This is a genomic window from Pseudomonas sp. MS646, from assembly GCF_036693845.1.
Classification (GTDB): domain Bacteria; phylum Pseudomonadota; class Gammaproteobacteria; order Pseudomonadales; family Pseudomonadaceae; genus Aquipseudomonas; species Aquipseudomonas chlororaphis_E.
Map to the genome: position 1 here is coordinate 5,394,963 of NZ_CP144763.1, position 26,020 is coordinate 5,420,982.

27 protein-coding genes are annotated in these 26,020 nt (G+C 63.4%); 8 read left to right on the plus strand and 19 right to left on the minus strand.

Annotated elements, in window-relative coordinates; genetic code table 11:
* Positions 1–41 precede the first annotated feature (41 nt).
* Both V3H56_RS23810 and V3H56_RS23815 read right to left on the minus strand, forming a co-directional pair.
* Complete coding sequence (locus V3H56_RS23810) at positions 42–803, minus strand: YdcF family protein (RefSeq protein WP_042732832.1); 762 nt, start codon at positions 801–803, stop codon at positions 42–44.
* Between the two features lie 111 nt (positions 804–914).
* Positions 915–1,226, minus strand: a complete 312-nt coding sequence (locus tag V3H56_RS23815) for a hypothetical protein (protein ID WP_042732831.1) — start codon at positions 1,224–1,226, stop codon at positions 915–917.
* 292 nt (positions 1,227–1,518) lie between these two features.
* On the opposite strand from V3H56_RS23815, the gene leuS reads away from it, so the two are divergent.
* From leuS to V3H56_RS23840, 5 genes are all read left to right on the plus strand, one after another.
* Positions 1,519–4,125 carry a leucine--tRNA ligase gene (gene leuS, locus V3H56_RS23820; protein WP_338473929.1) on the plus strand — a complete coding sequence of 869 codons (2,607 nt, stop codon included), beginning with the start codon at positions 1,519–1,521 and terminating at the stop codon, positions 4,123–4,125.
* Between the two features lie 90 nt (positions 4,126–4,215).
* Entirely contained in the window at positions 4,216–4,821 is a 606-nt protein-coding gene (gene lptE, locus V3H56_RS23825) for an LPS assembly lipoprotein LptE (protein WP_042732825.1), read from the plus strand.
* A gap of 53 nt (positions 4,822–4,874) precedes the next feature.
* The gene (gene holA / locus V3H56_RS23830) at positions 4,875–5,912 is read left to right on the plus strand and encodes a DNA polymerase III subunit delta (protein ID WP_338473930.1); all 1,038 of its coding nucleotides are present in this window, start codon (positions 4,875–4,877) and stop codon (positions 5,910–5,912) included.
* 233 nt (positions 5,913–6,145) lie between these two features.
* Positions 6,146–6,310 carry an alternative ribosome rescue factor ArfA gene (arfA, locus tag V3H56_RS23835; protein ID WP_030140368.1) on the plus strand — a complete coding sequence of 55 codons (165 nt, stop codon included), beginning with the start codon at positions 6,146–6,148 and terminating at the stop codon, positions 6,308–6,310.
* A gap of 72 nt (positions 6,311–6,382) precedes the next feature.
* Positions 6,383–7,705, plus strand: coding sequence for a lytic murein transglycosylase (locus V3H56_RS23840; protein ID WP_338473931.1), 1,323 nt, complete (start codon positions 6,383–6,385; stop codon positions 7,703–7,705).
* 132 nt (positions 7,706–7,837) lie between these two features.
* Here V3H56_RS23840 and V3H56_RS23845 read toward each other — a convergent pair whose 3' ends face one another.
* The 14 genes from V3H56_RS23845 to V3H56_RS23910 all read right to left on the minus strand — a co-directional run bounded on the left by V3H56_RS23845 (position 7,838) and on the right by V3H56_RS23910 (position 21,012).
* A complete protein-coding gene (locus tag V3H56_RS23845; RefSeq protein ID WP_338473932.1) occupies positions 7,838–8,773 on the minus strand; it encodes an LD-carboxypeptidase in 936 nt (311 codons plus the stop codon).
* Between the two features lie 301 nt (positions 8,774–9,074).
* On the minus strand, positions 9,075–9,344 hold the full coding sequence (locus V3H56_RS23850; protein WP_338473933.1) for a hypothetical protein: 270 nt from the start codon (positions 9,342–9,344) through the stop codon (positions 9,075–9,077).
* 201 nt (positions 9,345–9,545) lie between these two features.
* Positions 9,546–10,568: a lipoyl synthase gene (gene lipA / locus V3H56_RS23855; RefSeq protein WP_042730293.1), complete on the minus strand. Its 1,023-nt coding sequence runs from the start codon at positions 10,566–10,568 to the stop codon at positions 9,546–9,548.
* A gap of 1 nt (position 10,569) precedes the next feature.
* Complete coding sequence (lipB, locus tag V3H56_RS23860) at positions 10,570–11,217, minus strand: lipoyl(octanoyl) transferase LipB (protein WP_042730294.1); 648 nt, start codon at positions 11,215–11,217, stop codon at positions 10,570–10,572.
* On the minus strand, positions 11,217–11,492 hold the full coding sequence (locus V3H56_RS23865; RefSeq protein ID WP_042730295.1) for a DUF493 domain-containing protein: 276 nt from the start codon (positions 11,490–11,492) through the stop codon (positions 11,217–11,219). The genes lipB and V3H56_RS23865 overlap by 1 nt, the downstream gene beginning before the upstream one ends.
* A gap of 82 nt (positions 11,493–11,574) precedes the next feature.
* Positions 11,575–12,732, minus strand: coding sequence for a D-alanyl-D-alanine carboxypeptidase family protein (locus V3H56_RS23870; protein ID WP_042730296.1), 1,158 nt, complete (start codon positions 12,730–12,732; stop codon positions 11,575–11,577).
* Positions 12,733–12,901: 169 nt separating this feature from the next.
* Entirely contained in the window at positions 12,902–13,927 is a 1,026-nt protein-coding gene (locus V3H56_RS23875; RefSeq protein WP_042730297.1) for a septal ring lytic transglycosylase RlpA family protein, read from the minus strand.
* Positions 13,927–14,937, minus strand: coding sequence for a lytic murein transglycosylase B (gene mltB / locus V3H56_RS23880; RefSeq protein WP_338473934.1), 1,011 nt, complete (start codon positions 14,935–14,937; stop codon positions 13,927–13,929). Before mltB ends, V3H56_RS23875 begins: the two co-directional genes overlap by 1 nt.
* A 17-nt stretch (positions 14,938–14,954) precedes the next feature.
* Positions 14,955–16,058 carry a rod shape-determining protein RodA gene (rodA, locus tag V3H56_RS23885; RefSeq protein WP_042730308.1) on the minus strand — a complete coding sequence of 368 codons (1,104 nt, stop codon included), beginning with the start codon at positions 16,056–16,058 and terminating at the stop codon, positions 14,955–14,957.
* 31 nt (positions 16,059–16,089) lie between these two features.
* The gene (gene mrdA, locus V3H56_RS23890; protein ID WP_042730299.1) at positions 16,090–17,985 is read right to left on the minus strand and encodes a penicillin-binding protein 2; all 1,896 of its coding nucleotides are present in this window, start codon (positions 17,983–17,985) and stop codon (positions 16,090–16,092) included.
* 9 nt (positions 17,986–17,994) lie between these two features.
* A complete protein-coding gene (gene rlmH / locus V3H56_RS23895) occupies positions 17,995–18,462 on the minus strand; it encodes a 23S rRNA (pseudouridine(1915)-N(3))-methyltransferase RlmH (protein WP_003185785.1) in 468 nt (155 codons plus the stop codon).
* Between the two features lie 9 nt (positions 18,463–18,471).
* Positions 18,472–18,966: a ribosome silencing factor gene (gene rsfS, locus V3H56_RS23900; protein ID WP_042730300.1), complete on the minus strand. Its 495-nt coding sequence runs from the start codon at positions 18,964–18,966 to the stop codon at positions 18,472–18,474.
* Positions 18,967–19,037: 71 nt separating this feature from the next.
* The gene (nadD, locus tag V3H56_RS23905; RefSeq protein ID WP_042730309.1) at positions 19,038–19,712 is read right to left on the minus strand and encodes a nicotinate-nucleotide adenylyltransferase; all 675 of its coding nucleotides are present in this window, start codon (positions 19,710–19,712) and stop codon (positions 19,038–19,040) included.
* A 28-nt stretch (positions 19,713–19,740) separates the two neighbouring features.
* Complete coding sequence (locus tag V3H56_RS23910; RefSeq protein WP_338473935.1) at positions 19,741–21,012, minus strand: glutamate-5-semialdehyde dehydrogenase; 1,272 nt, start codon at positions 21,010–21,012, stop codon at positions 19,741–19,743.
* 197 nt (positions 21,013–21,209) lie between these two features.
* On the opposite strand from V3H56_RS23910, the gene V3H56_RS23915 reads away from it, so the two are divergent.
* On the plus strand, positions 21,210–21,896 hold the full coding sequence (locus V3H56_RS23915) for a DNA-3-methyladenine glycosylase (protein ID WP_042730302.1): 687 nt from the start codon (positions 21,210–21,212) through the stop codon (positions 21,894–21,896).
* Positions 21,897–22,093: 197 nt separating this feature from the next.
* Positions 22,094–23,410, plus strand: a complete 1,317-nt coding sequence (locus V3H56_RS23920) for a bifunctional DedA family/phosphatase PAP2 family protein (protein ID WP_338473936.1) — start codon at positions 22,094–22,096, stop codon at positions 23,408–23,410.
* A gap of 36 nt (positions 23,411–23,446) precedes the next feature.
* Here V3H56_RS23920 and V3H56_RS23925 read toward each other — a convergent pair whose 3' ends face one another.
* From V3H56_RS23925 to V3H56_RS23935, 3 genes are read right to left on the minus strand one after another with little or no spacing between them, the layout of a single operon-like run.
* Positions 23,447–24,037: an LON peptidase substrate-binding domain-containing protein gene (locus V3H56_RS23925; protein ID WP_047736344.1), complete on the minus strand. Its 591-nt coding sequence runs from the start codon at positions 24,035–24,037 to the stop codon at positions 23,447–23,449.
* 10 nt (positions 24,038–24,047) lie between these two features.
* Positions 24,048–24,764: an LrgB family protein gene (locus V3H56_RS23930; RefSeq protein ID WP_042730305.1), complete on the minus strand. Its 717-nt coding sequence runs from the start codon at positions 24,762–24,764 to the stop codon at positions 24,048–24,050.
* On the minus strand, positions 24,761–25,126 hold the full coding sequence (locus V3H56_RS23935) for a CidA/LrgA family protein (RefSeq protein ID WP_042730306.1): 366 nt from the start codon (positions 25,124–25,126) through the stop codon (positions 24,761–24,763). The genes V3H56_RS23930 and V3H56_RS23935 overlap by 4 nt, the downstream gene beginning before the upstream one ends.
* 350 nt (positions 25,127–25,476) lie before the next feature.
* On the opposite strand from V3H56_RS23935, the gene V3H56_RS23940 reads away from it, so the two are divergent.
* Complete coding sequence (locus V3H56_RS23940; protein WP_047736345.1) at positions 25,477–25,932, plus strand: MaoC family dehydratase; 456 nt, start codon at positions 25,477–25,479, stop codon at positions 25,930–25,932.
* Positions 25,933–26,020 lie beyond the last annotated feature (88 nt).

Consider the following 26,020-nt stretch of genomic DNA (forward strand, 5'->3'; position numbering starts at 1 on the left):
GAGCAAGCCCCCTCGCCACAATAAGCGTTCACCTTGACGATTCAGCGATAGAACAACCAGTACCCCACCAACCCCACCGCCTCATTCATCAACTGCCCGGACTGCCAGATCGACTTGAACTCCGGCATCCAGCCGCCCAACGGCCGGGCGTTGTCCGCCCCCAGGAACCCCACCGGCGCGGGCACCACTTCAAAACCCGAGCGTTCGAAACTCATGACCGCCCGCGGCATGTGCCAGGACTGGGTCACCACCACGACGCGACGGACACCCTCGGGCAGGAGGATCTCGGCGCTCATCCGGGCATTTTCCCAGGTGGTGCGGCTGCGCCCTTCCTGCCAGCGTACGGTGACCCCGAAATCATCCAGCAGCGAATCGGCCATCAGCTTCGCCTCGCTGGGTGGAGTACCGTAGTGCAGGCCGCCGGTCGTCAGCACCGGCAGCCCTGACGCCTTGGCCAGTCGGGCGGCATAACGCTGACGCTCAAGCCCCACACCGGTGGGCTGGTCGGCGCCCCAGGCCAGGTCGCCGCGCTCACGGCCGGAGCCGAGCACGACGATGGCGTCGGCGCGCTGGGCCAGGCTCGCCCATTCACTGCGCGCCAGCGGCGGCTCCTGCTCCAGGGCCTTGGCGCTCCACTGCACCACCACGGGCAGGCTCATCAGCCAAAAGCCGCCCAGGCCCACGATAAAGCACAGGCGAGCCAGGCGCGGCCGGGAGTTGCGCCACCACCAGGCAAGCGCCAGCAGCAGCAAGAGAATGCCCGGCGGCAAGAGAAGTTGTTTGATGAAATAGCGAAACGGCATCGGGCATCTCCATAGATGCCCGAAGCCTAAGTGGGTTGACGCAAAGCGACAACAGATTCGAAAGGACCTTGAATCAAAAGAGCGACCTGGGTGGGTCCGGTTCTAGTTCAACTACATTGACCGGAGCCTGACGGCTTCCTTGTCCGGCGTCCGGTCCTTGAGCCATACCACCTTGGCCGAACGGGGCGCCTCGTGACGCTGGGGTACCTGGGCTGCGCTCGGGCGGGTCGGGTGTCCGACCTGTTCGAGGTAAGCCTTGACCAGTTCGAACTCTGCGGGGCTGAGGCCGCGCAGTTCCAGCTCTGTCGGACGCTCGTCGCGCAAACGACCGGCGGTTCTTGCAGCGTCCAGGGCCACCCCGAGACGATCGATCAGTTTTTCGTACAACTCAGGTGTCGTTACTTTTCGCTGTGATTCAACCATCCCTCACCTCATTGAAGATAAGACTCACTCCCCATTGAGAAGCTTAGCTTCGCTTGGCAAACCGGCAGGACGCCGCGACCAACGGCCCTGAACGCCCGACACGGGCGGTGGTCGGCAATGGCCGGCATGCAATCAGGGTTTCCCTCGGCAGAGCGCGGTCATGTATGCTACGGCGCTTCCTGTAACTCCACTTCCAGCTTGGCTGGGCATCGAGAACGCCGCATACGGCGTCGTCTGCGTCCAGCATGGCAACGAAGAGGATTGGGCCACCCCATTCAGTACAAAAGTAGCCATGCACGAACACTACCAGCCCCGTGAAATCGAAGCCGCCGCCCAGTCGTTCTGGGACGAGCAAAAGTCCTTTGAAGTCAGTGAACAGCCAGGCAAGGAGACCTACTACTGCCTGTCGATGTTCCCTTACCCCAGCGGCAAGCTGCACATGGGGCACGTGCGCAACTACACCATTGGCGACGTGATCTCCCGCTACCAGCGCATGCAAGGCAAGAACGTCCTGCAACCCATGGGTTGGGACGCCTTCGGCATGCCGGCGGAAAACGCCGCGATGAAGAACAACGTGGCCCCCGCCAAGTGGACCTACGAAAACATCGCCTACATGAAGTCCCAACTGCGCAGCCTGGGCCTGGCGGTGGACTGGTCCCGCGAAGTCACCACCTGCAAGCCCGACTACTACCGTTGGGAGCAGTGGCTGTTCACCCGCCTGTTCGAAAAAGGCGTGATCTATCGCAAAAATGGCACCGTGAACTGGGACCCGGTGGACCAGACCGTACTGGCCAACGAGCAAGTGATCGACGGTCGCGGCTGGCGCTCCGGCGCGCTGATCGAAAAGCGCGAGATCCCGATGTACTACTTCAAGATCACCGCCTACGCGGATGAACTGCTGGAGAGTCTCGACGAGCTGACCGGCTGGCCCGAACAGGTCAAGACCATGCAGCGCAACTGGATCGGCAAGTCCCGGGGCATGGAAGTCCAGTTCCCCTACGACGTCGCCTCGATTGGCGAAGCCGGCACCCTGAAGGTCTTCACCACCCGTCCGGACACCCTGATGGGCGCCACCTACGTGGCCGTGGCCGCCGAGCACCCGCTGGCGACCCTGGCGGCCCAGAACGATCCCGCGCTGCAGGCGTTCATTGCCGAATGCAAGGGCGGCAGCGTCGCCGAAGCCGACGTCGCCACCCAGGAAAAGAAAGGCCTGCCGACCTCGCTGTTCGTCGAGCACCCGCTGACCGGCGAGAAACTCCCGGTGTGGGTCGCCAACTACGTGCTGATGCATTACGGCGATGGCGCCGTCATGGCGGTGCCGGCCCACGACGAACGCGATTTCGAGTTCGCCCACAAGTACAACCTGCCGGTCAAGCCCGTGGTCCGCACCAGCGCCGGCGACCAGACCTCGGCCCCGTGGCAGGACGCCTACGGCGAACACGGCGAGCTGATCAACTCCGGTGAATTCAACGGCCTGGATTTCGCAGGTGCGTTCGACGCCATCGAAGTGGCCCTGATCAAGAAGAACCTCGGTGCCTCCCGCACCCAGTTCCGCCTGCGCGACTGGGGCATCAGCCGTCAGCGCTACTGGGGCTGCCCGATCCCGATCGTGCATTGCGGCACCTGCGGCGACGTACCGGTGCCGGAAGACCAACTGCCCGTGGTTCTGCCGGAAGACGTCGTACCCGACGGCGCCGGCTCACCACTGGCCCGCATGCCCGAGTTCTACGAATGCAGCTGCCCGAAATGCGGCGCACCGGCCAAGCGCGAAACCGACACCATGGACACCTTCGTCGAGTCCTCGTGGTACTACGCCCGCTACGCCTCGCCGCACCATGAAGGCGGCCTGGTGGAAAAATCCGCCGCCGACCACTGGCTGCCGGTGGACCAGTACATCGGCGGTATCGAACACGCCATTCTCCACCTGCTGTATGCGCGCTTCTTCCACAAGCTGATGCGCGACGAAGGCCTGGTGAGCTCCAACGAGCCCTTCAAGAACCTGCTGACCCAGGGCATGGTGGTCGCCGAGACGTATTATCGTCGCGAAGCCAACGGCGCCTACACCTGGTTCAACCCCGCCGATGTCGAGCTCGAACGCGACAGCAAGGCCAAGGTCATCAGCGCCAAGCTGATCGCAGACGGCCTGCCGGTGGAAATCGGCGGCACCGAGAAGATGGCCAAGTCGAAGAACAACGGCGTCGACCCACAGTCGATGATCGACCAGTTCGGCGCGGACACCTGCCGCCTGTTCATGATGTTCGCCTCGCCGCCCGACATGAGCGCCGAATGGTCAGACTCCGGCGTCGAGGGCTCGCACCGTTTCCTCAAGCGCGTCTGGCGCCTGGCCCAGGCCCACGTGGCCCAGGGCCTGCCGGGCAAGCTGGACGTCAACGGCCTGAACGACGAACAGAAAGCCGTTCGCCGCTCGATCCACCTGGCCATCAAGCAGGCCAGCCATGACGTCGGCCAGAACCACAAATTCAACACCGCCATCGCCCAGGTGATGACGTTGATGAATGTCCTGGAAAAAGCCGCGCAAGCCACCGAACAGGATCGCGCCTTGCTCCACGAAGGCCTGGAAGCGGTGACGCTGCTGCTGGCGCCGATCACCCCGCACATCAGCCACGAGCTGTGGAATCGACTGGGTCACGCCGACCCGGTGATCGACGCCCGCTGGCCGGCGGTGGACGAAACCGCGCTGGTGCAGGACAGCCTGACCCTGGTCATCCAGGTCAACGGCAAGCTGCGCGGCCAGATCGACATGCCGGCCAGCGCAACGCGCGAAGAAGTCGAAGCCGCCGCACGGGCCAACGAGAACGTGCTGCGCTTCGTCGATGGCCTGACGATTCGCAAAGTGATCGTCGTGCCCGGCAAACTGGTCAACATCGTCGCAAGCTAATTGGATCAGGCGCCTGGCCGCGGGCCGGGCGCCGAATATGACCTGGGGGGCCGCGTTGTCGGCCCATAGGGTTTCAAGGGGAGCAACAAGATGATCAAACGTAATCTGCTGGTCGTGGGTCTGGCGGTCCTGTTGAGCGCCTGCGGCTTCCAGCTGCGTGGCACCGGCACCACCGAGCTGGCTATCAAGGAGCTGGACCTCAGTGCGCGGGACGCCTACGGCGAAACCGTGAAAATGCTGCGCGACACGCTCCAGAACAGTGGCGTGAAGGTCTACAACGGCGCGCCCTACAAGCTGGTGCTGACCAATGAACAGCAAAGTCAGCGCAGCCTGAGCTACGCCGGCGCCGGGCGTTCGGCCGAATACGAGCTGACCAACGTGCTGAGCTATGAAATCCGTGGCCAGAACAACCTGTCGCTGCTGGACGACAAGCTCCAGGTGCAGAAGGTCTACCTGCACGACGGCAACAACATCACCGGCTCCGACCAGGAATCGACCCAGGTGCGTGGCGAAATGCGTCGCGAGCTGGTACAGCGCATGATGCTGCGCCTGCAACGCCTGAGCCCGGCCCAGTTGGAGCAATTGCAACAGACCGCCGACGCCCGCGCCAAGGCCGAAGCCGACGCGCTGGAAGCGGCACGCAAGGCGGAGGCGGAAACACCGCAGCAGTCGCCTCTGGAAGTCCCGGCTGAATAAGCCGTGCGGGGTGCTCCGGCGCCCCGCCCATCTGCGCTCATGAGCTGCATTCCATGAAACTGGCCCCCGCCCAACTCGGCAAGCACCTGCAAGGCGCCCTCGCGCCGGTCTACATCATCAGTGGCGATGACCCATTGCTGTGCCAGGAAGCTGCCGACGCCATCCGCAGTGCCGCTCGCCAGCAAGGGTTCGACGAACGCCAGGTGTTCGCCGCCGACGCCAATTTCGATTGGGGCAGCCTGCTGCTGGCCGGGGCGAGCATGTCCCTGTTCGCAGAAAAGCGCCTGCTGGAGCTGCGCCTGCCGTCCGGTAAACCTGGCGACAAAGGCGCCGCCGCGCTGATCGAGTATTGCTCGCGGCCTGCCGAGGACACGGTCCTGCTCATCAACCTGCCGAAACTCGATGGCAGTGCGCAGAAGACCAAATGGGGCAAGGCCCTGGTGGAGGGTCAGCAAACCCAGTTCGTGCAGATCTGGCCGGTGGATGTCAGCCAACTGCCGAGCTGGATCCGCCAACGCCTGTCCCAGGCCGGCCTCTCGGCCAGCCAGGACGCGGTGGAGCTGATTGCCGCCCGCGTCGAAGGCAACCTGCTGGCCGCGGCCCAGGAAATCGAAAAGCTCAAGCTGATGGCCGAAGGCGGACAAATCACCGTGGAAACGGTGCAGGCCGCCGTGGCCGACAGCGCTCGCTTCGATGTCTTCGGGCTGACCGATGCGATCCTCAACGGCGAAGCAGCCCACGCCCTGCGCATGCTTGAAGGCTTGCGAGGCGAAGGCGTCGAGCCACCGGTGATCCTCTGGGCGCTGTCCCGGGAGTTGCGCCTGCTGGCCAACCTGTCGTTGCAGTACAGCCAGGGTGTACCGCTGGACAAGGCCTTCAGCCAGGCCCGCCCGCCCGTATGGGACAAACGCAAGCCGCTGATGAGCAAGGCCCTGCAACGTTACTCGGCGCCGCGCTGGGCACAGCTGCTGCTCGAAGCACAGCGCATCGACGCGCAGATCAAGGGCCAGGCCGCTGGCTCGCCATGGATGAGTCTCAGTCGGTTGTCCCTGCTGATGGCCGGCCAGCGATTGGCGCTTCCAGCGGAATAAATACCGCCTTGCCAGATGCTTTTGTGGCGAGGTAGCTTGCTCCCGCTGGATCGCGAAGCGATCCCAAAAAAGCGATGAGCGCTACGCACTCAAGCGGGAGCAAGCTCCCTCGTCACACAAGCGCGCTGGTCGCAAACTCTGTACACATTCCGCCGGCCTGCCGGGACTGGACAGCCCTCCAACTCTGGCCCATGATTCGCCCCGCACAACCCTCCCCCATGAGAGATGCCACCATGAGCAAAAAGCCATCCAGGCATGGCCCCAACAAGGCCAAGTCCATCGTCGCCCAGCCGCTGTTTCGCAGCCGCCAGGAACGCCCCGCCAAGGGCAAGGGCAGCTACCGCCGCGAAGCCTTCCAGTCTGACAACTGGGAGGCTTCTTGCTTTCTGGCCGCTTGAAACACCTGGACAAGCCCTACAGCCCTTTCGCATGTTAAGGTCAGCACCTGATTTGTATTTCTGGACCCGTGCATGCCCTTTTGTCTTTCCCGTCGCTTGCCCCTGCGCCAGCTGATTGCCGCCACCAGCATCGCCCTGCTGGTCGCCTGCGCTGAAAAACCCACCGCCGCCGACGCCCAACCGCTCCAGACCGTCCCCGCCGTGACCGCCCCGGCCGTGGTGCCGCCTGTCGTGCCCACTGGTGAAAACCTGGACATCGTCCCCACCCAGACCTTCGCTGAATGGCAGGCCGGGTTTCGCAAGGACGCCTTGGCCGCCGGGATCCGTCCCGACCTGTTCGATCGCGCGTTCATTGGCGTCAGCCCCGACATGAGCGTGATCAAAGCCGATCGCAGCCAGCCGGAATTCACCCGCCCCGTGTGGGAATACCTCGATGGCGCCCTGTCGCCGCTGCGGGTCAACAAAGGCAAGGCACTGATCCAGCAGAACGCCCAAGTGCTGCAAAGCATCGAGCAACGCTACGGCGTCGATCGCGAGGCGCTGGTGGCGGTGTGGGGCATGGAAAGCAACTTCGGCCAGTTCCAGGGCACCAAGTCGGTGATCAACTCCCTGGCGACCCTGGCCTACGAAGGCCGACGCCCGGGCTTTGCCCATGCGCAACTGATCGCCGCCCTGCAAATCCTGCAACAGGGCGATATCGCACCGGAAAAAATGCTCGGCTCCTGGGCCGGCGCCATGGGCCAGACCCAGTTCATCCCCACCACGTACAACACCCACGCGGTGGATTTCGACGGCGACGGACGCCGGGACATCTGGGGCAGTTCCACCGACGCCCTGGCCTCGACCGCCCACTACCTGCAAAGCTCCGGCTGGCAACGCGGCCAGCCGTGGGGGTACGAGGTAGAGCTGGAAAAGGGTTTCGACTACGCCCTGGCCGACGGCACGACCCGCAAACCTTTCTCCGAATGGATACGCCTGGGGGTTTCCACCTACGACGGCATGCCGATCCCGCCGGCTGAACGGCAACTCTCCGCGGCCCTGCTGCTGCCCGCCGGCCATCGCGGCCCGGCGTTCCTGGTGTTCGATAACTTCCGCGCGATCCTCAAGTACAACAACTCTTCGTCATACGCACTGGCGGTGGGTTTATTGTCGGGGCGCTTCAGCGGTGCCGGGCTGGTGTACGGCCAGTGGCCCAAGGATGACCTGCCGCTGAGTCGCAGCGAACGCATCGAACTGCAGACCTTGCTGAGCACGCATCAATACGACGCCGGCACCCCCGACGGCATCATCGGCGCCAACACCCGCAAGGCAATCCGCAGCGCCCAGCAGTCGCTCGGCTGGCCGGCGGATGGGTACCCGACGCATCAATTGCTGGACGCGTTGCGTAAACGCTGAAGACTGTCTTGATGGCCACTGCCGCTTTCGCGAGCAAGCCCGCTCCCACAGGTTGATCGTGTTTCCATGAAGGGACGCGGTCCCTGTGGGAGCGGGCTTGCTCGCGAAGACTGAGTCGCAGACGACGCAGGATTAGCGTGTAACCACCACATCCTGCTCCAGCACCAACCGCTTCTCCCCCGCATCCAGCCTCACCAACGCCCCCATCGGCAAGGTCAGGTTCGGATCGCAATGCCCACTGCGCCAACCGGACAGCACCGGAATGCGCAACGGCTCGAAGGTCTGCTTGAGCAGCTGATTCAACGCCTCGACCTCCACCCCCGCCACATCCCCCACCAGCACGCCGCACAACTTGGCCAGCGTGCCGGCCAGGCGCAACTGGGTCAGCAACCGATCAATGCGATACAGCGGCTCGTTGACGTCCTCAATGAGCAGGATCACACCGTCTGCGTCGATCTGGTAAGGCGTGCCCATGGTCGCGGCAATGATCGAAAGGTTGCCCCCCAGCAAACGCCCATGGGCGATGCCGGGCTCGACGGTGGTCAATGGATAAGCCTCGGGATGACTCAGCACACTGCCGGCCCTCAACTGCCCATGCAACAGGCTGAAAAACGAGGTGACGGTCGGGGGTTGTTTGTCGCCCAAGAGATCGGCATTGAGCAACGGCCCGTGAAAGGTCACGAATCCGGCATAACGGTTGATGGCCAGGTGCAGCGCGGTGATGTCGCTGTAGCCAACGAAAGGCTTGGGGTTGCGCCGCAACAGGTCGTAATCGATGCGATCGAGCAAGCGTGGGGTGCCGTAGCCGCCGCGCAGGCAGATGATGGCGTTGACTTCAGGGTCGGCGAAGGCCGCATGCAGATCGTTGAGCCGTACCTCGTCACTGCCGGCCAGGTAGTTTTGCTTTTCGTAGACGCCTGGGAATATTCGCAGTTCGTGCCCTCTTGCGCGCATCCATTGGATGGCTTTTTCCGTGTCCAGGGGGGCGGGGCCGGCGGGGGCGATCAGGGCGATCAGGCCTTTGGGGGGGAGGGCTGGGACGGGGTGATGAGGGGTTAGGGTGTCCATGGGCTTCCGGTTTGTCGGCTTGCTTAGTGTGTATATCCGTTTTTTTTGTAACGGCCACTTATGGTTCCGCCCTTACGGCGGGTCACTTTTTTCAAACGCCAAAAAAGTAACCAAAAACGCTGTGCCCCACCACTCGGCACCTCGCCTAGGCGAGGTGTTCCCTCACTCCGGCATTGCTCCGTGGGCCCGCCGCGAAGGGCCATCCATGGCCCAGCGCGGCTAACCCGGCATCCATGCCGGGTTGCCCACTGCGCAATGCCTGCGTTCGGCCAGCGTGGTTGATGGGGCGTTCAGATCAAAGTCAAAAGCAAAGCAAAGCAAAGCAAAGCGAGGGCACGCTCAGCATGTGTGTAGCTGATCCACCGCCATCGCGAGCAAGCTTTGCTCCACGGCCCAGACCCACAGCGTTGTAAGGATGCAGAACCGCCCAAAACAGACCAGCCACCAGACTGCTTCGCTTTTGATTTTGCTCTTGATCTTGATCTTGCGCCCCATTAACCACGATGGCTGAACGCAGGTATTGCGCAGTGGGCACCTCGGCATGGATGCCGAGGTAGCCGCGCTGGGCCATGGATGGCCCTTCGCGGCGGGCCCGCGGAGCAATGCCTTCGTTCAGGCATGCCGAGCCTAGGCGAGGCACCGAGTGGTGGGGCGAAGACCTTTTGGTTACTTTTGGGGCGTTTGCCAAAAGTAACCCGCCGTAAGGGCGGAACCCTAAGTAGCCGTTACACAAAAAACGGATATACACACAGCCCCACCAAAACCGGCTAAATCAGCTCCCCAACAGCTCCGCCTTGACCAACTTCGCCTGCTCATCCGCATGATACGAAGACCGCACCAACGGCCCCGAAGCCACATTCTTGAACCCCATCTTGTACCCCTCCTCGGCAAACCAGGCAAAGGTATCCGGATGCACAAAACGCTGCACCGGCAGGTGACTACGCGAAGGCTGCAGGTACTGCCCCAGGGTCAGCATGTCGATGTCATGCTCACGCATGCGCTTCATGACCTCGATGACCTCATCGTCGGTCTCCCCCAGGCCCAGCATCAGCCCGGACTTGGTCGGAATGTGCGGCATCATCTGCTTGAAGCGTTGCAGCAAGGTCAGCGACCACTGGTAGTCCGAGCCCGGACGCGCAGCCTTGTACAAGCGCGGTACGGTTTCCAGGTTGTGGTTGAACACATCCGGCGGCTCGGCGGCGGTGATCTCCAGGGCGATGTCCATGCGGCCACGGTAGTCGGGCACCAGGGTTTCGAGCTGCACGTTCGGCGACAGTTTGCGGATCTCGCGGATGCAGTCGGCGAAGTGCTGGGCGCCGCCGTCACGCAGGTCGTCGCGGTCCACCGAAGTGATGACCACGTACTTGAGTTTCAGATCGGCAATGGCCACGGCCAGGTTTTCCGGCTCGCTCGCGTCCAGTGGCTTCGGCCGGCCATGGCCGACGTCGCAGAAGGGGCAGCGACGGGTGCAGATGTCACCCATGATCATGAACGTGGCGGTGCCACCGGAGAAGCACTCGCCCAGGTTCGGGCAGGACGCCTCTTCACAGACACTGTGCAGCTTGTGCTTGCGCAGCAGCGCCTTGATACGGTCGACCTCCGGGGAAACCGGGATGCGCACGCGAATCCAGTCGGGTTTCTTCGGCAGTTCGGTGGTGGGGATAATCTTGACCGGGATGCGTGCAACCTTCTCGGCGCCGCGCAGCTTGACGCCGGCCTCGACCTTGGCACGCGGGGCCGGACGCTCGGTAACATCCTGCGTCGGGATTATGGTTTGCACTGCATCAGTAGTCATATCAGTCGATTCCGCCCGTGAGGGTCGTCTGCTCAGCGTAGTCGAGGTGTTTGACGAGCTGCGCGCGCAGCCGGGCACTTACCTCGGCAAATTCAATCGATCCTGCGTGATCGCGCAACTGGGTCATCGCCAGCCCCGCATAGCCACAGGGATTAATCCGTCGAAACGGTTCAAGGTCCATGTCCACGTTCAAGGCCAGGCCATGAAACGAGCAACCGTGGCGGATCCGCAGCCCCAGGGAGGCGATCTTGGCCCCGTCGACGTAGACCCCCGGCGCATCCGGCTTGGCCGCGGCCATCACGCCGTAGCTGGCCAGCAGCTCGATGAGGCAGGTTTCCATGCGGGTGACCAACTCGCGCACGCCGAACCCCAGCTTGCGCACATCCAGCAACAGGTAGGCGACCAGTTGGCCGGGACCATGGTAGGTCACCTGGCCGCCGCGGTCGACCTTCACCACCGGGATATCGCCCGGCAGCAACAGGTGCTCGGCCTTGCCGGCCTGGCCCTGGGTGAACACCGGCGGATGCTCCACCAGCCAGACTTCATCGTCGGCGGTGTTGCCCCGTTCGTTGGTAAAGCGTTGCATCGCGTGCCAGACCGGCTCATAGGCCATCTGGCCCAGCTCGCGAAAACCCAGCGTGCCCGGCATCACAACACCATGTGTACGAAACCGGTCGCCCGCAGTTCGCTGTTGATGTCGTAGAGCTGTTCCTGGCCGGTGGCCAGGATGTGCAACTGGATCGTCGTGTACTTGCCGTTGGTGCTCTGGCGCTCGGCCAGGGTCTTGAGGTCAACGGTCGCATGTTTCTCAAGGATCGCGATGATCTTGTCCTTGAAGCCCACGCCGGTGTCGCCGATCACCTTGATCGGGTAATCCGCGCAGGGGAATTCGATTTTTGGAGCCTTTACTTCTGGGTCTGTCATGGCGTAACGGCCTCGTAAGCCCGGGTAACGAACATGGCCCCGCACCGGATCGGAACGGGGCCATGCAGGTCAACAGCTGGAATCAGTTGAACAAGCCGTAGAAGAATAGACGGATGCTATCCCACATGCGGCGGAAGATACCACCTTCCTCGACCGCGTCCAGCGCGATCAGGTCGGCGCTGTGCACCACCTTGTCGTCCAGTTTGACTTCGACTTTACCGATCACGTCGCCCTTGGCGATAGGAGCGGTCAGTTGCGGGTTCATGGTCATGCTGGCAGCGAGCTTCTTGAGCTGGCCTTTAGGCAGAGTCATGGTCAGGTCCTGGGCCAGACCGGCCTTCACCTGGCTGCTGGTGCCTTTCCAGACCTGGGCCTGGGCCAGCTCGGTGCCCTTCTGGTAGAAGGTCTGGGTTTCGAAGAAGCGGAAACCGTAGGTCAGAAGCTTCTGGGTTTCGGCGGCACGGGCCACTTCGCTGCTGGTGCCGAAGACCACCGCGATCAGGCGCATGCCGTCACGCACGGCCGAGGACACCATGCAGTAGCCGGCTTCGTCGGTGTGACCGGTCTTCAGGCCATCGACGGTCTTGTCGCGCCACAGCAGCAGGTTGCGGTTAGGCTGCTTGATACCGTTCCAGAAGAACTCCTTCTGGGAGTAGATGGCGTAGTGCGCCGGGTCTTCGTGGATGATCGCCCGTGCCAGGATGGCCATGTCGTGAGCCGACGAGTAGTGCTCGGGGTTCGGCAGGCCGGTCGGGTTCATGAAGTGGCTGTTGGTCATGCCCAGGTCGGCCACGGTCTTGTTCATCATGTCGGCGAACGCGTCTTCGCTGCCGGCGATGTGCTCGGCCAGGGCGACGCTGGCGTCGTTGCCGGACTGGATGATGATGCCGTGCAGCAGGTCGCTGACGGTCACTTGCGAGCCCACCTTGATGAACATCCGCGAACCGCCGGTACGCCAGGCGTTCTCGCTGACGGTCACCGGATCGTTTTCACCGATCTGGCCGCGACGGATTTCCAGGGTGGCGATGTAGGCGGTCATCAGCTTGGTCAGGCTGGCCGGTGGCAGGCGCTGGTCACCATTGTTCTCCACCAGCACGTTGCCGCTGCTGGCATCCATGAGCACATAGGACTTGGCGGCCAATTGTGGCGGCGATGGCATCATCTCGACCGCGAACGCGGCAGGTGAAAGCAGCAGCGGGACTAGCAGGCAAAGGCGTTTGGCAAAGGTGGTGATGTTCATCCGTCTCTCGAAATCGCTAATGGAAACTGCCCGGAGGCAATACTTACAAGCAGCCTTCTTGACGGGCTGCCGCGTATTTAAGTTGCTCACTCACAGCCCTTGCCGGGCTTTTGTTATTCATGGAGCCAACAACCCGACCCGCTCGAACCGCAAGCGGGCCGTCAATCAATCACTCGGCGGTGACCAGGCTCGGCGAACCGAGATTGGCCAGGCGCACACTGTTCTGCACCTGCTGGACCTCACCCGGAGAACCGATCGGCCCCAGGCGCACCCGATGCAGGGTCTGCTGGTTGCGCACGATCGAGCTGATGAACACCGGGGCGCTCACCATCGAGCTGAGCTTGGACCGGAGCAGTTCGGCAGCGTCCGGGTTGGCGAACGCGCCCACCTGCAGATACTGGCCAGACGCTGTTGCAGAAGCGTTTTTTTTTGCTTCCAACTGCACCGGCACTACGGCCGCCGCGTGCTGCTGCGGCGGTGGCGTCCACTGTTCGACCGTACCGGTGGAAGCGGTTACGGTCGGCGCGGCATTTTGCGCCACTTTTGGCTCGTTGAGCATCAAAGGCGCCGGACGGCCACGTTGGGCCCACCATTCCTGCGGGTCGATGCCCTCGACCTTGACCCGTGCGGTGCCGATTTCAGCGTAACCGAGCTTTTTCGCCGCCGCATACGACAGGTCGATGATGCGGTCGGAATAGAACGGCCCGCGGTCATTGACCCGCAGGATCACGCTCTTGTTGTTGTCCAGGTTGGTCACCCGCACGTAGCTGGGCAGCGGCAGCGTCTTGTGGGCCGCGCTCATGCCGTACAGGTCATACACCTCGCCATTGGCAGTATTCTGGCCGTGGAACTTGGTGCCATACCAGGACGCCGTGCCCGACGCCACGTAGCGCTTGGAGTCGGCCATCGGGAAATAGGTCTTGCCCAGCACGGTGTAGGGGTTGGCCTTGTAGGGACCGGTGTGCAGGGTCGGGGTGGCGTCGGGGATGCGCGAGACATCGACGTCCCACCATGGCGCACCGTCCTTGTGGGCACGGTTGATGTCCAGCCCCGGCGCCGAGCGCACGGCGGTGGAGTTTTTCTGGGCCGGCGCGCGGCTGGTCGAACAACTGACGACCAGCAGCGACAGCGCAGCCAACGCCACGAGCTTGAGGGGCTTGGCTTTCAGGGGTTGATAGGTAGGCAATGCCCGCATTATTTGACGCCCCGTGCTTTGACCAGCTCTTCAGACAGCTGATATACGGCCATGGCGTACATCACGCTGCGGTTATAACGCGTAATCGCGTAGAAATTCTTCAGGCCCATCCAGTATTCGGGGCCCTGCTCGCCTTCCAGGCGCATCGCGGTGACCGGCATGTCGTCACGCAGCGCATCATGACTCGACCAGCCCAACGCCCGCAACTCCCCGACGGTTTTCGTCGGCTCGATGCCTTCGGTCAGGCCTTCGTCCACCTGGTCGCCACGCACGTCGGCGCGACTGACCACCGGCTGGCCGGCTTCCCAGCCGTGACGCTTGAAATAGCTGGCAACACTGCCGATGGCATCGGTGGGGTTGGTCCAGATATTGATGTGGCCGTCGCCGTCGAAGTCCACCGCGTAGGCGCGGAAACTGCTGGGCATGAATTGCGGCAGGCCCATCGCCCCGGCGTAGGAACCCTTGAGGGTCAACGGGTCGACCTGTTCCTCGCGGGCCAGCAGCAGGAACTCACGCAGCTCCTTGCGGAAGAACTCGGCGCGTGGCGGGTAATCGAAGCCCAGGGTCGACAGCGCGTCGATCACCCGGAAATTGCCGGTATTGCGGCCAAAAAAGGTCTCGACACCAATGATGGAGACGATGATCTGGGCCGGCACGCCGTACTCCTGCTCGGCACGGGCCAGCGCGGCTTCGTGCTGACGCCAGAAGTCCACGCCCCGGGCGATACGGGCCTCGGTGATGAACATCGGCCGGTATTCGCTCCATTGCTTGACCCGTTCGGCAGGCCGGGAAATGGCATCCAGGATCGACTGCTTGCGCTCGGCCTCGCGGAACACGCCCATCAGCTGTTCCCCGGCGAAACCGTAGTCGCGGGTCATCTCGCCGACGAACTCGGCCACCTGGGGCGAGCCTTCGTACTCGCCCGCCAGGACCGGCGGCGTGCCACCGAGAAAGCCCAACAGGCCGATCCACGGCGCATATCGCGTCGACCAGCCACGCATTGCTTGCATTGAACTCTTCACCTTATTCAAACCTGTGCGATCCACTTGCGATGGGTATGGATCGACATCAAAACCCCAAACGCTGACAGTAGTGTCACCAGCGAAGTTCCTCCGTAGCTAATGAAGGGCAACGGCACCCCTACCACCGGCAACAGGCCACTGACCATACCGATGTTGACGAAAACATACACAAAAAACGTCATGGTCAGGCTGCCCGCCAACAACTTGCCGAACAGCGTCTGGGCCTGGGCGGTGATCACCAGCCCTCGGCCGATCAGCAGCAGGTAGATCAGCAGCAGCACGCAAATACCCACCAGGCCGAACTCCTCGCCCATCACCGCGATGATGAAGTCGGTGTGGCTTTCCGGCAAAAAGTCCAGGTGCGACTGGGTCCCCATGAGCCAGCCTTTGCCGAATACCCCGCCGGAACCGATGGCGGCCTTGGACTGGATGATGTTCCAGCCGGTGCCCAGCGGGTCGCTCTCGGGGTCGAGGAACGTCAGGACGCGTTGCTTCTGGTAGTCGTGCATGACGAAGTACCACATCGCCACCGACACCGGCACCGCCGCGGCGACCACGCTGAGGATCCAGCGCCAGCGCAAGCCGCCCATGAACAGCACGAAGGCGCCGCCGGCCAGGATCAGCAGCGAGGTGCCGAGGTCTGGCTGGCGCACGATCAGGATGAACGGGATCCCGATCAGCAACAGGCTGATGCACACGTGCTTGAGCTGGGGCGGCAAGGTGCGCTTGGACAGGTACCAGGCGATGGTCGCCGGCATGATGATCTTCAGGAATTCCGAGGGCTGGAAGCGAATCACCCCGGGGATGTTGATCCAGCGGGTCGCGCCCATGGCGTTGTGGCCCATCACGTCCACCACCACCAGCAGGCTGACGCCGATCACGTAGGCCAACGGCACCCAGCGCGCCATGAAACGCGGCTCCAACTGGGCAATGACGATCATCGACACCAGGCCGATGCCGAACGAGGTGGCCTGCTTGGCCAGCAAGTCCCAGCTTTTGCCGCTGGCCGAATACAGCACGAACAGGCTGCCGGCGGCCAGGGTCAGCAGCAGGATCAGCAGGGGGCCATCGATGTGCATGCGCTGCAACAGGGTGGCACGACGGCGCATCACATCTTCGCTGGAGAGGATGCGGTCGAAATTATTCTTCACGGGCCGTAGCCTCCGCAGTGATGGGGCTTGCGTACTCGGGCTTGAGCTGGCCGTGCTCGTCCAGCAACCAGGCGTCCATCACCTGGCGCACCACGGGCGCGGCGACACCGGAGCCTGATTCACCGTTCTCGACCATCACCGCCACGACGATTTTCGGGTTGTCGGCCGGGGCAAAGCCGACGAACAGGGCGTGGTCGCGGTGGCGCTCCTGGACCTTGGAGCGGTCGTACTTCTCACCCTGCTTGATCGCGACCACCTGGGCCGTACCACTCTTGCCGGCGATGCGGTACGGCGAACCGATGGCCGCCTTGCGCGCCGTGCCGCGAGCCCCGTGCATCACCTGCTGCATGCCGTTGTTGACCTTCTGCCAGTCCGACGGGTTGTGCAGGATGATGTCCGGCATCGGGTTCGGGTCCACCGGCTTCTGGCCTTCGATGGTCTTGGCCAGGTGCGGGCGATACCACTTGCCCTTGCTCGCCACCAGCGCGGTGGCCTGGGCCAGTTGCAAAGGCGTGGCCTGCATGTAGCCCTGGCCGATCCCCAGGATCAGGGTTTCGCCGGGGAACCAGGCCTGGCGCCGGGTGGCGCGCTTCCATTCCCGGGACGGCATCAGGCCGGGGGATTCTTCGAACATATCCAGGGAGACTTTCTGGCCGATGCCGAACTTGTTCATGTAGGACGACAGCCGATCGATCCCCAGCTTGTGGGCCAGGTCATAGAAATAGGTGTCGTTGGACCGCATGATCGCCGTTTCCAGGTCCACGTAACCGTCGCCGGTACGGTTCCAGTTGCGGTACTTGTGGTCGTAGTTGGGCAGCATGTAGTAGCCCGGGTCGTAGACGCGGCTCGACGCCGTCACCACGCCGGAATCCAGCCCGGCAATCGCCACGGCCGGCTTGATGGTCGAGCCTGGCGGATAGAGGCCGCGCAGCACCCGGTTGAACAGCGGCCGGTCGATGGAGTCGCGCAGCTCGGCGTAGGCCTTGAAGCTGATGCCGGTCACGAACAGGTTCGGGTCGAAACTCGGCTGGCTGACCATCGCCAGGACCTCGCCGGTATTCGGATCCAGCGCCACCACGGCGCCCCGGCGCCCGCCCAGCGCCGCTTCGGCGGCCTCCTGCAGCTTGATGTCCAGGCTCAGGACAATGTCCTTGCCGGGGATCGGGTCGGTTCGCTTGAGCACCCGCAGTACCCGGCCACGGGCATTGGTCTCGACTTCTTCGTAACCCACCTGGCCGTGCAGCTCGGGCTCGTAGAAACGTTCGATACCGGTCTTGCCGATGTGGTGGGTGCCGCTGTAGTTGACCGGGTCGAGGGTCTTGAGCTCTTTCTCGTTGATTCGCCCCATGTAGCCGACCGAGTGGGCAAAGTGCGGCCCCTGGGGATAATGCCGCACCAACTGCGCCACCACCTCGACGCCGGGCAGGCGGAACTGATTCACGGCGATCAGGGCGATCTGCTCCTCGGTCAGCTCGAACAGGATCGGCACCGGCTCGAACGGCCGGCGCCCCTGGCGCATGCGCTTCTCGAAGATCGCCCGGTCCTCGGGGGTCAGTTGCAGCACTTCGACGATCACGTCGAGCACCTGCTGCCAGTCGCCGGAGCGCTCGCGGGTCATGCTCAGGCTGAAGCTGGGACGGTTGTCCGCCACCACCACGCCATTGCGGTCGAAGATCAGCCCACGGGTCGGCGGAATCGGCTGCACGTGCACCCGGTTGTTTTCCGACAGGGTCGAGTGGTACTCGTACTGGATCACCTGGAGGAAGTACAACCGCGCGATCAGCACCCCGATCAGCGTCACCACCGTGATGGCGCCGAACACGACGCGGCCCCGTACCAGGCGGGCGTCTTTTTCGTGGTCCTTGATGCGGATCGGCTGAGGCATGGGGCAGGATTACTTGTGGTAAGGGTGTCCGGACAGGACTGTCCAGGCACGGTACAACTGTTCGCCGATCAGGATCCGCACCAGCGGATGCGGCAACGTCAACGGCGACAACGACCAGCGTTGGTCGGCCCGGGCACAGACTTCCGGCGCCAGCCCTTCGGGGCCGCCGACCATGAAATTGACCGTGCGCGAATCCAGCCGCCAGCGATCGAGCTCCACCGCCAGTTGCTCGGTGCTCCAGGGCTTGCCATGGACTTCGAGGGTGACGATCCGCTCGTTCGGCCCGACCTTGGCCAGCATGGCCTCGCCTTCCTGGCGGATGAAGCGCGCCACGTCGGCGTTCTTGCCACGGGTATTGAGCGGAATTTCCACCAGTTCCAGCGCCAGTTCGGACGGAAGACGCTTGGCATACTCATGCCAGCCTTCTTCCACCCACTTGGGCATGCGGGAACCGACGGCGATCAGGCGCAGTCGCACAGCGAACCCTTACTGCTGGTCTTTGTTGAGCTTGGTGAAGTGCTCATGGGTGTTTTCCGGGCTGTGGTGACGGGCATCCGCCGCACGGCTCTGCTCGGCACCGGCCCACAGGCGCTCCAGGTCATAGAACTGGCGGGCCGAGGCGGTCATCATGTGCACGATGACGTCATCCATGTCCAGCAGGACCCAGTCGCTGTCGCCCTTGCCTTCTTCGCCCAACGGCTTGACGCCCTGGGCCTTGACCGCTTCGCGGACCTTGTCCAGCATCGCGCCGATCTGGCGGTTGGAGGTACCGGTGGCGATGATCATGAAGTCGGTGATGCTCTGCTTGTCACGAACGTCGATCACCTGGATGTCCTGGGCCTTGACGTCTTCCAGGGCGGCAACGGACACCTTGACCAGCTCTTCGCCGGCCAATGCGGCGCCCACGTGGGCCTCTACCGGCAGCGGGGCGCTCTTGAACGTGCCCTTGCGCTTAACTTTGCTTACGTCTTTGTCAGTCATATAAAACTCGTTTTGCTCATGTGTTCGGGCGCTTCGCTACACGCATTCACGTGCCTTGAAGCGCGCCTCTTTCAGTTCGACGCACGGTACAGCCCGTGCGCATCGATGTAGGCCAGGACCGCGTCGGGCACCAGGAAACGTACCGACTTACCGCTGGCCAGCAGTTGACGGATCTGGGTGGCGGATACCGCGAGCGGCGTCTGCCAGACGAATGCAATCTGTCCGCTCGGCCCTTTCAGGGCCAGCGGGTCGCTCACCGAGCGTGCCGCCAGCAGGTTGCGCAAGGCATCCGGCGGCTCGCTGTCGGCATCCGGGCGTTGCAGCACCAGGATGTGGCAATGCTGGAGCAACTCTTCCCAGCGGTGCCAAGTGGGCAGGCCGCAAAATGCGTCCCAGCCCAGAAGCAGAAAAACCTGGGCATCGGCGGCCAGTTCGGCGCGCATCAGCTCCAGGGTGTCAATGGAGTAGGACGGCTTGTCCCGCAGCAATTCACGGGCGTCCACGACCAACGGCGCCACACCGGCCACCGCGCACTCGACCATCGCCAGACGGTCTTGCGCCGAAACCCTCGGCATCTCCCGATGAGGCGGCCTGGCGCTGGGCGTCAGGCGTAGCTCATCGAGGCCCAGGGCATCGGCCACTTCCAGCGCACCGCGCAAATGGCCGATGTGCACCGGGTCGAACGTGCCGCCCAGGATGCCGATGCGCTTTGGCGCGGTGGTCGCCGTCACAGCGGTCTTAGTCATAGGGGCCAGTGCGTCAAGGTCGCCCAAGTCAGGCCGGCTCCTGCCCGCGCAACTGGCCGTCGCCCACCACGATGTACTTCTCGCAGGTCAGGCCTTCGAGGCCCACCGGGCCGCGGGCGTGCAGCTTATCAGTAGAAATGCCGATCTCGGCACCCAATCCGTATTCGAAACCGTCGGCGAAGCAGGTCGGGGTGTTGATCATCACCGAGGCCGAGTCCACCTCGGCGACGAAGCGCCGGGCTTCGCCCTGGTGCTCGCTGACGATGGCGTCGGTGTGATGGGAGCCGTGGCGATTGATGTGCTCGATGGCCTGGTCCAGCCCGTCGACCACGCGGATCGACAGGATCGGCGCCAGGTATTCGGTGTCCCAGTCCTGCTCGGCGGCGGCCACCGCCTCGATGATCGCCCGAGTGCGCTCGCACCCACGCAGTTCGACGCCTTTTTCGCGGAACTGGGCCGCCATCGCCGGCAGGAAGGCCTGGGCCACGGCCTGGTCCACCAGCAGGGTTTCCATCGCGCCACAGATGCCATAACGGTAGGTCTTGGCATTGAAGGCAATGCGCTGGGCCTTCGGCAACTCGGCGTGGGCACTGACGTAGACGTGGCAGATGCCGTCCAGGTGCTTGATCACCGGCACGCGGGCGTCACGGCTGATCCGCTCGATCAGGCCCTTGCCACCGCGCGGGACGATGACGTCGACGAACTCGGGCATGCTGATCAACGCGCCGACGGCGGCGCGGTCGGTGGTCTCCACCACTTGCACCACGGCGGCCGGCAGATCGGCCTCGGCCAGACCGCGCTGGATGCAGGCGGCGATGGCACGGTTGGAATGAATCGCCTCGGAACCGCCGCGCAGGATGGTCGCGTTACCCGACTTCAGGCACAGGCTCGCGGCATCGATGGTCACGTTCGGCCGCGACTCATAGATGATCCCGACCACACCCAGCGGCACGCGCATCTTGCCCACCTGGATGCCCGACGGCCGGTAGCTCATGTCGCGGATCGCGCCGACCGGGTCCGGCAATGCCGCGACCTGACGCAAGCCGACGATCATGCCGTCGATGCGGGCCGGGGTCAGCGCCAGACGTTCGAGCATCGCCGGCTCCAGGCCATTGGCCCGGCCGGCGGCCAGGTCCAGTTCGTTGGCGGCGGACAACTCGGCGCGAGCGGCGTCCAGCGCATTGGCGGCGGCTTGCAGGGCGCGGTTCTTCTGCGCGGTGCTGGCACGGCCGATGATGCGCGACGCGTCGCGAGCGGCGCGACCCAGGCGGGTCATGTAGTCAAGAACGGACTCAGTCATGGTCTGTGTGGTCTTGGCGGTGAGGAAAGCGGCAGATTATAGCTGTCGTAACCCTCGACTAACAGCATGGACTCACAGCGGTGACCGGCGGAGGATCAAAAAGACGCCGACAGCCGCGGTTCACGTGCGTGTTCAGTGGTGATTAAGCTTCGCATTGCTATCATCGCCCTTCCTTTGGCCTCACTGCGTCTATCGCCATGACCGATCCAACCCCTTCGCCCCAGCCCAAGGCCCTGCCCCACGGCTTTTTCGATCGCGACGCCCAAGTGCTTGCCCGGGACCTGCTGGGCAAGGTCATCCGCCACAAGGTCGGGGACCTGTGGCTCAGCGCGCGGATCATCGAAACCGAAGCGTATTACTTCGCCGAAAAAGGCAGCCACGCCTCGCTCGGCTACACGGAAAAACGTAAGGCTTTGTTTCTGGATGGCGGCCACATCTATATGTATTACGCCCGGGGCGGTGATTCGCTGAACTTCAGCGCCCAGGGCCCAGGCAATGCCGTGTTGATCAAGTCGGCCTATCCGTGGGTCGATGCCGTCTCCGGCCCGGCGAGCCTGGCGCAGATGCTGCTGAACAACCCCGACGCCCAGGGCCAGCCGCGCACGCCGCAGAAGCTCTGCGCCGGCCAGACCCTGCTGTGCAAGGCTCTCGGGCTGAAAGTGCCGGAATGGGACGCCAAACGCTTCGACCCCGAGCGCCTGCTGGTGGAAGATGTCGATGTGCCGACGGTCAATGTCATCCAGACCACCCGCCTGGGAATCCCGCAAGGGCGCGACGAGCACCTGCCCTACCGCTTCGTCGATGCGGCCTATGCCCCCTGGTGCACCCGGAACCCGCTGCGACGCGGACAGGTCGAAGGTCGCGATTATTTTTTGCTTTCATAAACACACCGCACAACCCTGTGGGAGCGAGCTTGCTCGCGATAGCGTCGAGTCAACTGAATGGATGTTGACTGACACACCGTAATCGCGAGCAAGCTCGCTCCCACAGTTGATCTTCAGTGACCGCAGGTTTTGTGTTCACAACAGAATCCCACAGGGGGTTCGGTGCATGCCGATCAATCTTCGATGGAGTTGTTCTTATGAGCCAATGGCTCGATAGCATCACCGGCTGGCTGAGTGTCAATCCGCAATGGCTGGCGGTGGCGGTGTTCATCGTCGCCTGCGTGGAATGCCTGGCGATTGCCGGGTTGATCGTGCCGGGCACGGTGTTGTTGTTCGCGATCGCGGTGCTGGCCGGCAGCGGTGCGCTTTCGCTGGGCGAGACGCTGCTGCTGGGGTTGCTCGGCGGCTTGCTGGGGGACCTGGTGTCGTATTTCCTCGGCCGCCACTTCCACCAGAACATCCGGCGTCTGCCAGGGCTGCGGCACCACCCGGAATGGATGAACGCGGCCGAGAGCTACTTCCAGCGCTACGGCATCGCCAGCCTGCTGGTGGGGCGCTTCATCGGCCCACTCAGGCCGATGCTGCCGATGGTGGCCGGGATGTGTGACATGCCGTTCCCGCGCTTCGCCGCCGTCAGCCTGCTGGCCGCCTCCGGCTGGACCGTGGCGTACCTGCTGCCCGGCTGGGCCACCGGCGCGGCGTTCCGCCTGCCACTGCCCGAAGGTTTCTGGCCACAGGCCGGGGTGGTGGTCGGCAGCATCGCGGTGATGATCGGCCTGAGCGTCAACAGCAGCATGCGCCGTCACCGGCATGCCACCGCGCTGATTGCCGGCCTGGGCCTGGTGATCCTGATCGGCCTGTTCATCGGCTTTCGCTACCTCACAGCCTTCGACCAGGGGTTGATGACGCTGGTCCAGGAGCACCGCAGCCCGACGCTGGACGAAATCGCCGTGACCTTCACGCTGATCGGCGAATTCCACTTCATGCTGATCTTCAGCTCCCTGCTGACCGGCCTGCTGTTAGTGGCGCGCCAATGGCGGCAGGCAATCTTCGCCGGCGGCACGATGCTGCTCACCTCCCTGGCCAATACCGGCAGCAAGCACTTCTTCGCCCGTGTGCGCCCAGAGATTCTCACCGACCCACTGACCAGCTACAGCATGCCCAGCGGCCATGCCTCTGGTGCGTTCGCGCTGTTCCTGGCGCTGGCCGTCCTGGCCGGTCGCGGCCAACCGCCCCGCCTGCGCCTGACCTGGCTGCTGCTGGGCTGCCTGCCGGCGCTGGCGATTGCCTTGTCGCGGGTTTATCTCGGTGCTCATTGGCCGAGCGACATCATCGCCGGCGCCATGCTCGCCGCCTGTGTCTGCGCCGCCGTCCTGTGGCTGAGCCAGCGCCAGGCACCGCTACCGGCCATGCCGCCGAAAATCTGGTGGCTGATCCTGCCGGCGATGGTGGCCGCGTTCAGCTTCTTCAGCTTCCGGCACCTGCCCCATGGCCTGCTACGGTATGCCTACTGAGTGGCGGACCAATGAGCACTGGAGATCCGTGTGGGGTCAGGCGAAGAGTTCGCCCTGCAACTCATCGAGCAAGGCCTGGATCGCATCCAGGCGCTGCTGTGGGTCATCGAGTTGCAGCAGGTCGATCTTGTCCAGTTCGTTGAACGGCAACAGATAGGCCAGCTGGTTGGCCAGCGATTGCTGGCCGGTCGCTTCGGTGCCCATGTTCAAGGCTTCGACCATCGGGTGCTCGGCCAGCGCCTTGAGCAACGCCACCAGGTCAGCGTCCTCGTCCTGCAGCGGTTGCTCCGGCTCGTCCTCCAGCCACTCGACATCGGCGACCGTCAACTGATCCGGCTGGACGCTGCTGCCATGCACGATAAAACGCCGCCCGCCCTTCACGCGGATGCCCAACAGGCCGTTGTCCTGCTGGGAAAAGTCGGTGATCAGCGCCTCGCAGCCCACCCGCGCATAACCTTCCGGGGCAATGCCCACTTCCTCGCCATCGAGGATGCACACCACTCCGAACCCTTCGCCTTTTTTCATGCAGCGGCCGATCATGTCGAGGTAGCGCGCCTCGAAAATCTGCAAATCGAGGATGCAACCGGGGAACAACACAGTGTTCAACGGGAAAAGCGGCAAGCTCATAACCAGTTCCTTAGACTGTCATCGACACCACCAACGGCAGCAACACCGCCGTGGCTACGCCCATCAGACTCATCGCCAGCGCCGCAAAAGCGCCGGACTCTTCGCTTTCCTGCAAGGCCACGGACGTGCCCACCGCATGGGCCGCCAATCCCAGGGCCATACCGCGGGCCTCGGGGCTGTGCACCTTCAACCCGTTGAGGATGCTCGGGCCCAGAATCGCCCCAAGCACGCCCGTGATCAAGACGAACACCGCCGCCATGGCTGCCACGCCGCCAATCTGCTCGGCCACCAGCATGGCGATCGGCGAGGTCACGGACTTGGGCGCCATGGTCATCAGAATCATGTGCTCGGCGCCGAACACCCAGCCCAGCAGCACCGCAGAGCCGGTGGCGACCACCCCGGCTATCACCAGCGTAGTAAAAATCGGCCAGAACAATTGGCGGATCCGCCGCAGGTTCAAATACAACGGCACCGCCAGGGCGACCGTGGCCGGCCCCAGCAGGATGCTGAGGATTTCAGTGCTCTTGCGGTATTCGGCGTAACCAATGCCGCAACCGACCAGCACGCCGATCAGCAGCACCATCGACATCAGCACCGGCTGCAGGAACACCCAGCGGGTTTTTTCGAACGCCGCCAATACCAGTTGATAGGCGCCCAGGGTGATGCCGATGCCGAACAGCGGATGATGGATCACCGAGGTCCAGGCGCCTTGCCAGTCGAGGATCATTCGCTCTCCTCCGCCGCGGCGACGTGACGCCGTGCCAGGCGCTGCATCAGCACCCCGGTCAGGGCCACGGACAGGATCAACGACAAGGTCAATGCACCGACGATCGCCCAGAAATCGGCCGCGATGGCCCGCGCATAGACCATCACCCCCACCGCCGGCGGGACCAGCAACAACGGCAAGTAGCGCAACAGGCTGCCGGCGGCCAGGCTCAGCGGCTCACTGACTTCGCCGCGCATGATCAGGTAGCCCAACAACAGCAGCAGGCCCACGATGGGCCCGGGCAACACCGGCAGGAACAAATGATTGATCGCAGTGCCCAGCAATTGGAACAGCACCAGCCAGGTCAGGCCCCGTAGCAACATCCGCTCTCTCCCCTGCAACAGATCCAATGAACGCGCCAACTCGGTTCACGACGTGACGGTGTGGCAAGGGAGCTTGCTCCCGCTGGGCTGCGCAGCGGCCCCATTTTATGAGCGCTGCGCACTCAAGCGGGAGCAAGCCCCCTCGCCACGGAATCGAACGCGCACGTCAAGTGAACGGAATCGCAAAGAATGCGCCCGCATTATAAGCATGCCCGCGCTATGGGTCGGCATTCGTAAAAAGCATGGTCGGTGACCTTACGTGCGTGCCATGTTGATCTACAGTGGTTCTCCGGGGGCGCAAGTCCCCGCTCCAGAAAAAGACAATACCGATGAACCCAAGGAGAGTCTCAATGCCCTACGTCCCCGTTGCAGCGCTCAAAGATTATGTCGGCAAGGAACTTGGACGTTCCGATTGGCTTACCATCGACCAGGACCGCATCAACCTGTTCGCCGAAGCCACTGGCGACTTTCAGTTCATCCACGTCGACCCGGTCAAGGCCGCGCAAACCCCGTTTGGCAGCACCATCGCCCACGGTTTCCTGTCGTTGTCGCTGATGCCCAAGCTGATGGAAGACATCCTGATCCTGCCCGAGGGCGTGAAGATGGTCGTCAACTATGGGCTCGACAGCGTGCGTTTCATCCAGCCGGTGAAAGTCGATTCCAAGGTCCGGCTCAAGGTCGAACTGGTGGACGTCACCGAGAAGAAGCCCGGTCAATGGCTGCTCAAGGCCACCGCCACGCTGGAAATCGAAGGTTCGGAAAAACCCGCCTACATCGCCGAGCCACTGTCGCTCTGCTTCGTGTAGACCTTCGCGGTTGCGAAACCGCCCAGGGCTGTTTCGCATCGCTTCTCTGTATCCAGAGGGTGCAGCTGCGGCATACTCGTGGCCTGAT

Coding starts and splice junctions, on each gene's coding strand:
- V3H56_RS23865 (WP_042730295.1), bottom strand. CDS start 11,492: ATGACAGACCCAGAAGTAAAGGCTCCAAAAATCGAATTCCCCTGCGCG.
- holA (WP_338473930.1), top strand. CDS start 4,875: ATGAAACTGGCCCCCGCCCAACTCGGCAAGCACCTGCAAGGCGCCCTC.
- V3H56_RS23845 (WP_338473932.1), bottom strand. CDS start 8,773: ATGGACACCCTAACCCCTCATCACCCCGTCCCAGCCCTCCCCCCCAAA.
- V3H56_RS23810 (WP_042732832.1), bottom strand. CDS start 803: ATGCCGTTTCGCTATTTCATCAAACAACTTCTCTTGCCGCCGGGCATT.
- mltB (WP_338473934.1), bottom strand. CDS start 14,937: ATGCAAGCAATGCGTGGCTGGTCGACGCGATATGCGCCGTGGATCGGC.
- V3H56_RS23930 (WP_042730305.1), bottom strand. CDS start 24,764: ATGATCCTCGACTGGCAAGGCGCCTGGACCTCGGTGATCCATCATCCG.
- nadD (WP_042730309.1), bottom strand. CDS start 19,712: ATGACTAAGACCGCTGTGACGGCGACCACCGCGCCAAAGCGCATCGGC.
- lptE (WP_042732825.1), top strand. CDS start 4,216: ATGATCAAACGTAATCTGCTGGTCGTGGGTCTGGCGGTCCTGTTGAGC.
- V3H56_RS23850 (WP_338473933.1), bottom strand. CDS start 9,344: ATGGCCCAGCGCGGCTACCTCGGCATCCATGCCGAGGTGCCCACTGCG.
- rodA (WP_042730308.1), bottom strand. CDS start 16,058: ATGCGCCGTCGTGCCACCCTGTTGCAGCGCATGCACATCGATGGCCCC.
- V3H56_RS23840 (WP_338473931.1), top strand. CDS start 6,383: ATGCCCTTTTGTCTTTCCCGTCGCTTGCCCCTGCGCCAGCTGATTGCC.
- V3H56_RS23815 (WP_042732831.1), bottom strand. CDS start 1,226: ATGGTTGAATCACAGCGAAAAGTAACGACACCTGAGTTGTACGAAAAA.
- V3H56_RS23915 (WP_042730302.1), top strand. CDS start 21,210: ATGACCGATCCAACCCCTTCGCCCCAGCCCAAGGCCCTGCCCCACGGC.
- leuS (WP_338473929.1), top strand. CDS start 1,519: ATGCACGAACACTACCAGCCCCGTGAAATCGAAGCCGCCGCCCAGTCG.
- rsfS (WP_042730300.1), bottom strand. CDS start 18,966: ATGACTGACAAAGACGTAAGCAAAGTTAAGCGCAAGGGCACGTTCAAG.
- V3H56_RS23940 (WP_047736345.1), top strand. CDS start 25,477: ATGCCCTACGTCCCCGTTGCAGCGCTCAAAGATTATGTCGGCAAGGAA.
- lipB (WP_042730294.1), bottom strand. CDS start 11,217: ATGCCGGGCACGCTGGGTTTTCGCGAGCTGGGCCAGATGGCCTATGAG.
- V3H56_RS23875 (WP_042730297.1), bottom strand. CDS start 13,927: ATGCGGGCATTGCCTACCTATCAACCCCTGAAAGCCAAGCCCCTCAAG.
- V3H56_RS23870 (WP_042730296.1), bottom strand. CDS start 12,732: ATGAACATCACCACCTTTGCCAAACGCCTTTGCCTGCTAGTCCCGCTG.
- V3H56_RS23910 (WP_338473935.1), bottom strand. CDS start 21,012: ATGACTGAGTCCGTTCTTGACTACATGACCCGCCTGGGTCGCGCCGCT.
- V3H56_RS23935 (WP_042730306.1), bottom strand. CDS start 25,126: ATGTTGCTACGGGGCCTGACCTGGCTGGTGCTGTTCCAATTGCTGGGC.
- lipA (WP_042730293.1), bottom strand. CDS start 10,568: ATGACTACTGATGCAGTGCAAACCATAATCCCGACGCAGGATGTTACC.
- V3H56_RS23925 (WP_047736344.1), bottom strand. CDS start 24,037: ATGAGCTTGCCGCTTTTCCCGTTGAACACTGTGTTGTTCCCCGGTTGC.
- V3H56_RS23920 (WP_338473936.1), top strand. CDS start 22,094: ATGAGCCAATGGCTCGATAGCATCACCGGCTGGCTGAGTGTCAATCCG.
- mrdA (WP_042730299.1), bottom strand. CDS start 17,985: ATGCCTCAGCCGATCCGCATCAAGGACCACGAAAAAGACGCCCGCCTG.
- arfA (WP_030140368.1), top strand. CDS start 6,146: ATGAGCAAAAAGCCATCCAGGCATGGCCCCAACAAGGCCAAGTCCATC.